Here is a 12,250-nt window from a genome sequence, read left to right on the forward strand (position 1 = left end):
CTCCTAACTTATAAGATTAAAAATATTTTTATAAAGAACTGAATCTATTTCATCTTCGCTAAAACCAGAATAAACCATAGCTCTTATCTGTTCATCAAGATAAGCATTTGTAAACCCTCTTGGAAACCAACTCGAATCAGTTCCAAAAATTATTCTTTCATAACCAAAAGTGTTATAGTATTTTTGAAATAATTTTATAAGATCCAAATCATAAGGCATCCATCTCATCCATTGATTAGAACCTGAAGTATCTATAGAAACATTTGGACAAGCCCATCCAAGCTGTAAAGTCTCAAAAACATAACCACAACCAAAATGTGGAATAATAAATGAAATATCTGGAAAAGATCTCGCAACATCATGTAAAATCAAAGGATTAATATTAACATGATTAGCTATTCCACCAGCTCCACCTAAAATACCAAAATGAATCAAAACAGGAATCTTATAACTTTGTGCAACCTCCCATACAGGATATAAACTCTTATCATTCAATGGAGTATCTATTCTTGGACCAAGAAGTTTATAACCTTTAAACCCTCTATCTCTTATACAAACTTCAAGTTCATCGGCAGAATTCACCTTATCTGGATCATGATGAGCATACATAACAAACTTATCTGGATGTTTATTCAAAATATCAAAAGCCATATCATTACCACCAGCAGTTACAAAAACAATTTTCTCAATATCATTATTTAAAACTTCTTCATACCATGATTCTATAAGATTATTTTCATCATCTTTATTTTTAAGACTTACAGGCTCTGGAAATCTCCAGGCCAATCTCCATTTAGCCCTATCTTTTGCAACCCATTTATTATCACTTACATCAATTCCACCCATAGACTTTCCATCACCCATAAAATCAATAGCTGGAAAATGAACATGAGAATCAATAACTCTTATACTCATAAAATCACCCCTTAAGGCCTTGTGTAGCAATGCCTTGAATTATTTGTTTTTGAAAAATCAAAAAGAAAATAATCAATGGAATAGTAGAAATAGTAGCACCTGTCATAATCTGTTCCCATTGAAAAGAAGCCTCTGAAGAAAAATATGCCATACCAACAGGCAAAGTATACATATTAGAATCTTGAGCAACTATCAAAGGCCATAAAAATGCATTCCAATTACCTATAAAATTAAAAATTGCTAAAGTTCCCAATGCCGGTTTAACAAGTGGTAAAACAATCTTCCAATATATTTTAAATTCACTTAAACCATCGATTCTTGCTGCATCAAGAAGTTCATCGGGAATAGTCTCCATGAATTGTTTCATCAAAAAAATTCCAAAGCCACTTATCATACCAGGAAACATCAAACTCCAATAAGACCCCATCCAATTAAGTTTTTGACTCATAGTGTACCACGGAATAACCAACATTTCAGTTGGAATCATTAAAGTAGATAAAATTAAAATAAACAAAATATTTCTACCTGGAAATTTATACTTTGCAAGTGTAAATCCAACCAAAGAATCAAAAAATAAAACAGAAAAAGTAGTAATAAAAGCAACTATAGAACTATTCAAAAACCATTTAGGAAACCCAGAAAAAGTAAAAATATTTTTATAATTCTCCAAAGTTGGAGAAGAAGGTAATAATTTCATATCATAAATTTCCCATGATGGTTTAAAAGAAGAAAAAATCATCCATAAAAATGGAAAAATCATAAAAAACGCCAAAATTCCGAGTATAATATATGAAAAAACAAAATATTTTCTATCATTTTTTAACATCAAAACCACCTCAATTAAGATTTTTCATTCAAAAACTTCATCTGAATAAAAGTAATAAACATGATAAGGGCAAACAAAATCAAACTCGCACTTGAAGCCAATCCCATATCAAAATTCACAAAAGCCTTCTCATAAATATACAAAACAAGTGGTTTTGTAGAATTCAAAGGACCTCCAGATCCTTGAACAGACATATTATAAACCTGAGTAAAAATTCTCAAAAAAGATATACTTTGCATAACTACAAGAAAAAGAGTGATAGGTTTCAATAAAGGAACAACTATTTTCCATGTGATCTGCCTTCTTGAAGCTCCATCAATTCTTGCAGCTTCAATATACTCTAAAGGAATTGTTTGAAGTCCAGCTAAAAAAATAACTATACAATAACCGAGTTGAACCCATACAGTAGTTATAACAATACAAAACAAAGCCTGCTCTGTACTACCCAAAAATTGTTGCGTAGAAAGATTAAGATTCAAAAGAATACTATTAAACACTCCCATTGGTGGTGGTTGATAAAACCATCTCCAGACCCAACTCACAGCTACAAGCGGAGTGATATAAGGCATAACATATAAAAGTCTGAACAACCACTGAAATTTTCTTATCCTATTTAACATAACAGCTATTATCAAAGACAAAAAAATTACTAATGGAACACCAAAAATAACATATTTAATAGTATTCCACAAAGACTTTAAAAAAACTTCATCAGAAAAAATCTTTGCAAAATTTTCAAATCCTATAAAATTAATATCTTTAGACAATAAATTCCAATCAGTAAAACTCATTGCAAGGGAAAAAATCATGGGCAAAAATCTTACAACAAGAAAAAATATAATTGGAACAAAAAGAAAAGTATAAGCTGTAATAGTATATTTTCGTTCTAAAGACCCTTTTTTCATCCCCATATAAACTCTCCTTCCAGAAGATTCCGTGGAATATATATTCCACGGAACACAAAATCATAAAATTATTTATTTATTCCAAAACTCATCCAAAATTTTTTGTTCTGTATCAGCAGCTTTTTTCCAAGCATCTTCAGCTGAAACATCTTTTAAATATACTTCATCTATAGCATTCATCATTAATTCTCTTTGTGCTTTTTCATCTGCAAAAAAAGTAGCATGGGCATATTCCAAACCTTTCAAAAATGGACCATATTTAGGATCATCATAATATTTTAAAGCTACTTCTGGATTTGCAGGAAGTTCTCCAGTATTCTTAAGCCAAAGTTCCATAGCTTTCGGAGAAGTAATAAATTCTAAAAATTTAACTGAAGCGTCGAGTTTCTCACCTTTTGCATTTGTAGTAATACCATGAGCCCAAAAAGAAGCAAAATTAGATTTTATTCCATTATATTCTGGCAACTCCACAACACCATAATCTAAATTTCTATTAGCATCTAAAGTTCCAAGTCTAAAAGAACCATCTATAGTCATAGCAGCCATATTAGATTGAAAGGCTGTTACATCGTCATTCAAGAAATTAGGAAAACCAACATTATCTTTAACTATCCTATCCACATACCATTGCAAAACCTCTGATTTAGCACCTGTTTTATCATATAAAACAGTTTTATTATCTGAAGTATAAGGAACACCACCAAACTGTCTTACAAGAACTTCTCTGAGCCAATGATGATGTTGACCACTTGGCTGCATTGTAAATCCAGCTCTGATTAGATTACCCCTTTTATCATATTTTGAAAGTTTTTTAGCAACTTCTATAACCTCATTCAAATTTTTTGGAGGTTGTTCTAAGCCTATTTCTTTCAATATTTTTTTATTATAAAAAAGTGCTAAAGATCTAACAGCCGTAGGAACGGCATAATACTTACCTTCATATTGAACACTTTTTTCAACAAAAGGATAAAAATTATTATCAAAATAATCTTTATTAAAAGTATCTTTAGGTAATTCCATTAAATATCCAGACTCAATATACATAGGAAGCCATCCATAAAAAAGATTTATTACATCTGGCCCAACTCCAGCCGGTAAAGAAGCGGCAACTTTCTGATTATAATTCTCATACGGAAAAGTCACATGTTTAACTTCAATATCTGGATTCTCTTTTTCAAACTCTTTAATCAATTGATTAATAGTATCCTGTTTTGTCTTATAAAAATATTGCCAATAAGTGATAGTTGTCTTTGAAAAAGCAAAACTAAACATAAAAATAAATAAAACTGCAAACAAAATAGCCCTCTTCATACTCAACACCTCCAAGTTTACTTATAATTTCATAAAAACATTATCATGAACAAGAGATACAGCTCCCAATGCAACACCTAAATCTCCCAACTTCCCCCTTTCAAAAGAAATTTCAGATAAAATCTCTTCAGGAACAGTTTTCTTAAGGGTATTAAAAATACTATTAATTATCAAATCATATCTGTTATATCCAATTCCACCGGTGATAACTACAATCTCAGGATCTAAAAGATTAATAACATTCGAAATACCCAAAGCAAGATGTTCACAAGAATCCTCAAAAATCTTCTTATAATCATCATTATTATCAAGAGAATCGAAAAACTCAATAGCTGTTATATCTTCATTGAGAATATTTTTAACCTTTCTCTCAATAGCATTTCCAGAAAACCAATTCTCAAGATGACCAAATATTTTATAATCATCATTTTTTTCTCTTTCCCAATCAGTTATCAAATAACCAAACTCTCCTGCCATATTATGTGAACCAGTATAAACTTCACCATTAATAATAATTCCAGAACCTGTTCCAGTACCTATAGCAGTCAAAAAAATATTTTTAGCATTCTTTGCTGCACCTTTCCACATCTCACCAAAAGAATTTGCTGTTACATCATTAGAAACAATTACAGGAATAGAATAAATATTTCTTATACATTCGGCAAGTGAAAAATTTTTAATATTAAAAGCGGGAAGATAATAAACAAAACCACTTCTCATATTAGTTGTTCCTGGAACTCCAATACCAATACCAATTACTTTTTCTCTATCTTCAGGCATAACATTATCAATACACTTTCTTATGATCATTACAAGATCTTCTTTAGAATCAATACCTTTAGTAATATCTTTGTACTTTTTAATAATATTTCCATCGAGATCAGATAAAATTGAAATAATCTTATTACCCCCAACATCGATACCAATAATATACTTAAAATCTGGAACAAATGACAACAATATAGGTTTTTTACCACCTTTTTTAGAACTCTTACCAACTTTTTTTTCCTCAACGGCTCCTTCAACAATAAATTTATTTATAACCTGAGAAACAACAGGTTTAGATAAACATACTCTCCTGGATATATCAGCACGAGATATTAAATTATCTTTTCTCAAAGTTTTTAATATTCTTTCTTCAACCTCTTTTAAAATCTCAGACATTTTCAACCTCCGCGTAAGTTAATTATTTTTACTAACAAACTAATTCTATAAAAAATTACATTTTTTTTAAAATGTAATTACAGATATTAGAGGACGATTAAAGTTAGTTATATAAAATTAATATTTTATTTCTTTTTTTGTAAAATCATTTTTTTAAAATACAAAAGAAAAAATAGAGAATAAAAATTCTCTATTTTCAGCTTTAATTAATTATTATAAAGTTTTTTACTATTAGTTTATAAATTTAACTAACAAACCAATCAAAAAAATAATATAAAACAAAACAATATATAGAATTTTAAATAAAATTAAAGACATTATGATAAAATTGAATAACATAAAAAAAGTGGGGGTAAATAGATGGAAAATCAAGAGATGGAGCTTACATTTTCAGACATAATAAGAATATTCAAAAGGAGAAGAGGAATATTTTATGCAACAGTTCTAATAGTATTTATAATAACTGTTTTATATTTATTATTTTTTACTAAACCAATTTACAAGGCAGAAACAACTATTGAATATCAAGGAAAAACATCAACATCATCATTAAGTCAATATGCAGGACTTGCCTCTATGGCTGGAATAGCACTTCCAAGTAGTGGATCAAGTGATCTCCCAAACGAACTACAAAGAATGAAATCGGATTATGTACTTGGAAAAATAGTAGATGAATTAAATATGGTTGAAAAAGCAAATAATAATAAAGGTTTACTCGCTAAGATAAGAAAAATAGATTATAAAAAAAGAGATTTTATAGATTCATTAAGACAAGATTTGAAAATAACTTCGATAAAAGATACAAGTTTTGTAAAAATATCCTATGAAAGTAAAAATCCAACACAAGCAGCATCTATAGTTAATATGGTATATGATTATTATCTTGAATATGATGAACAGTTAACAACACAACGTTCAGATCAAACGATAATTCAGATAAAATCTGTATTTAATGATCTTGAAAATCAATATAATAAAATGACAAAACAATTATATGATTATAAAGTAGAAAATAAGATAAGTGACAATGCTGTACAAACAGAATTAATAAAGTATTATGAAGATACCTATTTAAAACTATTAAAAATGGATCAAGATAGACAACAACTCGAAATAACTCTTGAAACTATTGAAAAAACTTTAATAGAAACAAGTGAAGAAATGAAAGAGATAATATTAACTTCTTCACAAGCAAATTTATCCTCATTAAAGAATCAACTTGTGAATTATCAAATAGAACTTGAGACATTAAAATTAAATCAACCAAATTCACCGAGAATAATAGAACTTGAAAATTCTATAAAGATTACTCAAACAGAACTAACAACACAGCAAAATAAAATACTTAATGATAATTTAAAATATCTTTCTATAACTGATAGAACAAAATTTCAACAGTATATACAAACAAAAACACAACTTGAACTTTTTGATGTTACAAAGGAAGTATATCAACAAATGTTAAAAGTTATAGATTCTGAAATAAATAAGAAATCACCAATAATATATCAATATCTTCAAATGTTAAAAGAGCAAAAAATAATAGAAAGCAAATATAACATTTTTTATAACACATTAGAACAAGAACAATTAAAAAAATCATTGTATAATTCAAAATTTACGATAATAGAAAATTCATATGTACCACAAAGACCTATATCCCCAAATAAAAAACTGACACTTGCAATAGGTTTAGTCCTTGGTATATTTCTTGGTATATTATTAGTATTTATAAAAGAATCTTCAGATAAAAAATTAAAAGATAAAAGAGAGTTTGAATCACTTTTTAAAGAAATAGATTTGAATATAAACAAAGTAGAAGATGCAGAAAAAATATATAATTATATGTATAAATATAATTTTAAAAAAGTTGGAATAATAGTAGATAAAAATTCAACAAAACAGAAACGAATAATAAATAAATTAAAGGAATTAATAAAAGAAGTAGATAATACTGTAGAATTTGAAGAACCTAAAGATGAAATAAATTTGAAAACAAAAATACAAAAATTTGAAGATATAAAAACTAAAGAAAAAGCAATAATAATATTTGAAAGTATAGAAAGTCCATCATATATACTATATGAAGAACATATGGATAAAAAAATAATTTTTGTAGAAGAAAAACTATCTGAATTACAAATGATAGAAGAAACAATAAAAAAAGAACCTAAAATAGTTAAAGCATATATAAAATAATAATTCGGCTTACAATTTTTATTGTAAGCCGCTTTCTCATTAAAGGAGCAAAAAATGAAAAGAATAATAATTTTAATGATTATTATGATCAATATAACTATATATTCACAGTTTCAAAATTATATATATATAGGAACAGATATAAAATATGAAAACAGAATAAAAAATGATTACAAACCATCACATGGATGGTATGAAAATCAATGGATAAATGATAGTATATTAAGAGATTATTCTGTATACAATGCAAAATTAATAAGCATAGGATTCAAAAGTCAGTATGATAAAAAATTCTATGCACAATTTATAGCAGATTTAAGACTTTCAGAAACGGCTTATTATAATTATAAAAATTATAATATATATAATTTAAAAGATATTACATACATATCATTGGACTTTCCAACCAATTCATATCTAAATTATAAAGAAAAAAATTATGAAATAACACTTGGAAGAACCAAAATAAAATCAGGCAATTTAATATATCCAATAACCTTATCAAATAATGCACCATATTATGATAATTTAAATATAAAAATAAAACTAAACAAAATAAATTATCAAATGGCATTCATATCATCATTTCCATTCTTATCTAAACAAGAATATGAATATAAATTTTCAAAAGGAAATTTCTCTGCATACAGAAATGACATATTTCAAAAAATATATCATGAAGATCAAAATTTTGAATATGCATTACAAATACTCAATCATATAGCAGGAAGATTACCCTCACCTTTAGACATAGTAAAATCAGAAACAGGACTTTTATCAACATATATAAAATATAAAACATTCATAAATATGTATGCAGAATACACTATAAACTATTCAAATCTAAAATCATCATTTGCATTTGGAATGAATAAAACATTTGATATATTAAATTTACAAATAACTCCAACAATAGAATATTATAATATTTCAAAAAATATATACCATGATGAAGACCCATATAAACAACTTTATTACAGGGGATTTTCACTGTCTAATACTCCACCAGCAAGATTAATGTTCAATTATCCATTTGGATTTAAATATGGAGAAGATTCAAACATGATAGCCATGAATTTAAATATAGAGAATAAAAACCTAAAAATAAGTATACAATATGATAATGGAAAAAATAAAGAAGGAAAGATAAACAATCTAAACTTAAACACATATATAAAACTAAAATATGGAGACATAAAACTATCATATATAAACCTCAACCTAAATGAAAAACATCAAAATATCCTAAGTATACATTATATATTTGATTTGGATATACAACTTTAAAAAAAGGAGCAAAAAATGAAAAAAATTATAACTTTTATGATGATAATATCATCAATAATTATATTTGCTTCGATAAATACAAATAATTTTAATATCATAAAAAATATATATCAAGGAAAAAGTATAACAAATATAAAACCATATCCAACAAACTTCAAAAATCAAATCAATTATAAAAATAAATCTATATATATAATACAAAACCCATTGTTCATAATTGGAGGACAATATATAACGGATTGGTCAAACTTTGAAAGAGGTCTATATCTTTCAGATTCATTACCATATGTAAATGGAATAACAACTGGATATCATACAAAAGGAATAAATATAACAAGTGGAGTATACTTTTTTTCACCAAATCTTACAAAACAAGAGTTATTGATACAACAAAACCCTGCAATAGATTCAAATTCAGATAGAGCTCCATTAATAAATACAATATATAAAAATTCAGGATATTCAGAACCATATAAGACATATATAATACATTCAATCGAATTTAATCCATGGGACTTCATGAGATTCTCATTCTCTGAAATAAATCTTGTAGGAGGAAAATTTCCAGATCTTGTAGATATCAATCCTCTTGGTATACTTCATAACACCTATGGAGAAGGATATTCAAATGCAATGCTTGCAGCTGAATTATCTTTAATACCATATAAAGGATTTCAAATATATGCTGAATATGCTCAAGATGATATAGTTGTTGGAGCAACAGAAGCAGGTGCAGAAGGATATAAACCAACAGCAATAGCTTATGCTTTTGGAGGTAGATATGTAAATAAAATAAATGATATATATATATCACCAAAAATAGAATACTATACTATTTATACATGGATGTACAACAGATGGCAAAAATTATTAAAATTTACAGCAGAATATGACAACATAGAAATACCTATGGGATTTGACTATGGAAATGATATGAATGGATTTTTATTTGGCTTAGATCTGTATAAAGAAAACATAGAAATAAAACTTACAATCGAAAATTATAATATTGGAATTATAAATTTAGATACAAATTATAACGATGAAAGAAAAAAAGAAAAAGAAAATTGGAAAATATATTCACCAATAAAAAATAAAACCATACTTGGAATAAAGTTTTCATTTGAAATATAAAATTTGTTAATGTTTATGTATGCTAATAGTTCTAATAATGTTATATATAAAATAATTAAATAAATGATATAATAATTAAGAAGTATATACAGATTGGGAGGATTTTGATGGCTAAAAAAGAATTGGACTTTAATTTTAATTACATAATAAACATCTTTAAAAGAAGGAAAAAAATATTTTATATCACATTTTTCATAGTTATGATAGCTACTGTAGCATATCTTTTCATTGCACCAATAAAATACAAAGCAAAAATGGTTGTTGAATACACTGCTGGAGATTCATCAAATTCTTCTTCAATTGGTTCACTTGCAAGTATGGCAACACTCGCTGGAGTATCTGGTGGAGTATCAAATATTGCAAATGAAATAGAAAAAATAAAATCAGGACCTGTTCTTACAAAGATAGTAGAAGAACTCGATATGGTAAATAAAGCAAATAATAATAAAAGTTTATATGCAAAATTAAGAGGAATAGAATTTACAACAGAACACATGATAAATGGTCTTTTAGAAAATTTAAATATATCAAATATAAAAGAAACAAACCTCATAGAAATAAAATATGAAAGCAAAAGTCAAGAAGAAGCAGCGAGAATTGTTAATTTAATATATAATTACTATATGCAAATAAACAAAGAAAATTATATAAAAGAATCAGAAGAATATTCTAAAGTATTACAAGAATCGTTTAACCAAATATCTTCACAATATGAAGACATAAATAAAAAACTTATAGATTATCAAACAAAAAATAAAATAGACATATCAGCTCAACAAGATCCAATGATAGAATACTATGCTCAGGCATACATGAATCTTATAAAGCTTGACTCAGAAAAATCTAATTTAGAAATGAAAAAACAGTCTATAGAAAATAATCTATATGAACTCGATCCAAAAACAAAAGAATTCATACTTGAAAATACAAATGTTAACTCTACAATAAACTCGATAAAATCAAATATTGTACAAAAACAAATACAACTTGAAACATTAAAACTTACAACACCAAATGCCCCACAAATAGGAATACTCGAAGCTGAAATTAAAGCGGCTCAAAAAAAACTACAAGAAACTACAACACAAATACTTTCAGATGATTTAAAATATTTGGCAGTTGTAGACAAAAATAAATATGAAGAGTATATACAAACAAAAACACAACTTGAACTTTTTGATACCTTGAAAGAATCATCAGAAAAAATGTTAAATATAATAGATAATGAAATTTCATCAAAATCCCCATTATTATATAAATACTTCTTATTGAGAAAAGATAAAACTATATTAGAATTGAAATATACAGGACTTTTAAATGCATTAGAACAAGAGAATTTAAAAAGAACATTCTATAAACCAAAACTAAAAATAGTTACTGATGTTTCTATTCCACAAATACCTTTTTCACCAAATAAAAAACTTACAGTTGTACTGGGTTTTTTACTTGGAATAATATTCGGAATAATAATGGTAATATTTAAAGAAAATACAGACAAAAATATAAAAAGTAAAAATGAATTTGAAGGCTTATTCAGAAGTTCAGATATAATTTTAAATAATATTGAAGACTCAAGAAAAATATTTAATTATATTTATAAAAATAATTATAAAAAATTGGGAATAATACTTACAAATCCAACATCAGAACAAAATAGAATATCAGATAAATTATATAATATGCTTAATCAATTCAATAATAATATAGTATATTTAAAGCCAGAAGAAAATCAAGATTTAAAACAAGATATAAATAATTATGAAAACTTTAAAAAATCTGAATATGGATTAATACATTTTAAAAAATATGATAGTTCAGATTATATACTATATAATGAACTTTTAGATAAGAAAATACTCTTAATTCAAGAAGAAAAAACAGATATTGAAGAAATAGAAAATATATTAGATAAAGAAAAAAACATAGTAACAGTATATATAAAAAAATAGGCGGATAAACTCCGCCTATTTCTACATACCATCAAATAAATTATCATTGATTATAACCCCATCCCAATTCCTAAAATAAAAAGGAGCTTCACGAGGAACTCCAACCATTCTACCTTTTCTCTTTCCTATATCATCTATAGGCTTAAGCCTAAAAAAATAAAGTAAATAACCACTAAAACTATCTTTAGACTTCTTCATATCATATCTATTTATTGCTTGTAAAAGCAAATAATTAAAATTACCTATGCAATCCTCAGAATCAGTTCCAATTCTTCTTGAAATACCATAAGCCATCTTAATGATTAAACCCCTGTACCTTTCAAAAATAATACTCTTGGCGATTTCAGATCTTTCATCATCACTTCTTGTAATAGTAATTAATTCATCATCTGACAATTTCTTAAGCTTCTCTTTCAAAGATTCATAACCATTAATCAATGATAGATCCCTCCTTTTTTAGAATAAATAGTATCTTTCTAAATTCTAAAAACGTTTATTTAAAGTAATTTTAAACGATGTTAAAAGGGATATTTACCTCCATAGGTTATAATTAAATTGTT

The 12,250-nt window shown here is 26.3% G+C and carries 10 protein-coding genes; 4 read left to right on the forward strand and 6 right to left on the reverse strand.

Annotation, left to right across the window (positions count from 1 at the left end; all coding sequences use genetic code 11):
• Nucleotides 1-3: 3 nt before the first annotated feature.
• The 5 genes from C7380_RS06535 to C7380_RS06555 all read right to left on the reverse strand — a co-directional run bounded on the left by C7380_RS06535 (nucleotide 4) and on the right by C7380_RS06555 (nucleotide 5,121).
• Entirely contained in the window at nucleotides 4-915 is a 912-nt protein-coding gene (locus tag C7380_RS06535) for an amidohydrolase family protein (protein ID WP_206050543.1), read from the reverse strand.
• Between the two features lie 4 nt (nucleotides 916-919).
• Nucleotides 920-1,741 carry a carbohydrate ABC transporter permease gene (locus C7380_RS06540; protein WP_109604691.1) on the reverse strand — a complete coding sequence of 274 codons (822 nt, stop codon included), beginning with the start codon at nucleotides 1,739-1,741 and terminating at the stop codon, nucleotides 920-922.
• 14 nt (nucleotides 1,742-1,755) lie between these two features.
• Complete coding sequence (locus C7380_RS06545; RefSeq protein WP_109604704.1) at nucleotides 1,756-2,646, reverse strand: carbohydrate ABC transporter permease; 891 nt, start codon at nucleotides 2,644-2,646, stop codon at nucleotides 1,756-1,758.
• A gap of 72 nt (nucleotides 2,647-2,718) precedes the next feature.
• The gene (locus C7380_RS06550) at nucleotides 2,719-3,957 is read right to left on the reverse strand and encodes a sugar ABC transporter substrate-binding protein (protein WP_109604692.1); all 1,239 of its coding nucleotides are present in this window, start codon (nucleotides 3,955-3,957) and stop codon (nucleotides 2,719-2,721) included.
• Between the two features lie 21 nt (nucleotides 3,958-3,978).
• The gene (locus tag C7380_RS06555) at nucleotides 3,979-5,121 is read right to left on the reverse strand and encodes an ROK family protein (protein ID WP_109604693.1); all 1,143 of its coding nucleotides are present in this window, start codon (nucleotides 5,119-5,121) and stop codon (nucleotides 3,979-3,981) included.
• Between the two features lie 360 nt (nucleotides 5,122-5,481).
• Here C7380_RS06555 and C7380_RS06560 point away from each other — a divergent pair, with 360 nt between their 5' ends.
• The 4 genes from C7380_RS06560 (at nucleotide 5,482) to C7380_RS06575 (ending at nucleotide 11,690) form a co-directional block, all read left to right on the forward strand.
• Nucleotides 5,482-7,320, forward strand: a complete 1,839-nt coding sequence (locus C7380_RS06560) for a GumC family protein (RefSeq protein ID WP_109604694.1) — start codon at nucleotides 5,482-5,484, stop codon at nucleotides 7,318-7,320.
• Between the two features lie 54 nt (nucleotides 7,321-7,374).
• On the forward strand, nucleotides 7,375-8,607 hold the full coding sequence (locus C7380_RS06565) for a hypothetical protein (RefSeq protein ID WP_109604695.1): 1,233 nt from the start codon (nucleotides 7,375-7,377) through the stop codon (nucleotides 8,605-8,607).
• Between the two features lie 15 nt (nucleotides 8,608-8,622).
• Nucleotides 8,623-9,741, forward strand: a complete 1,119-nt coding sequence (locus C7380_RS06570) for a hypothetical protein (RefSeq protein ID WP_109604696.1) — start codon at nucleotides 8,623-8,625, stop codon at nucleotides 9,739-9,741.
• A 107-nt stretch (nucleotides 9,742-9,848) separates the two neighbouring features.
• Entirely contained in the window at nucleotides 9,849-11,690 is a 1,842-nt protein-coding gene (locus C7380_RS06575; protein ID WP_109604697.1) for a GumC family protein, read from the forward strand.
• Between the two features lie 21 nt (nucleotides 11,691-11,711).
• Here the strand turns inward: C7380_RS06575 and C7380_RS06580 are convergent, their stop codons facing one another.
• Nucleotides 11,712-12,128 carry a sigma-70 family RNA polymerase sigma factor gene (locus C7380_RS06580; protein ID WP_109604698.1) on the reverse strand — a complete coding sequence of 139 codons (417 nt, stop codon included), beginning with the start codon at nucleotides 12,126-12,128 and terminating at the stop codon, nucleotides 11,712-11,714.
• Between the last annotated feature and the right edge of the window lie 122 nt (nucleotides 12,129-12,250).

The sequence above is a fragment of the Oceanotoga teriensis genome, from assembly GCF_003148465.1.
In the GTDB taxonomy this organism is placed as follows: Bacteria; Thermotogota; Thermotogae; order Petrotogales; family Petrotogaceae; genus Oceanotoga; species Oceanotoga teriensis.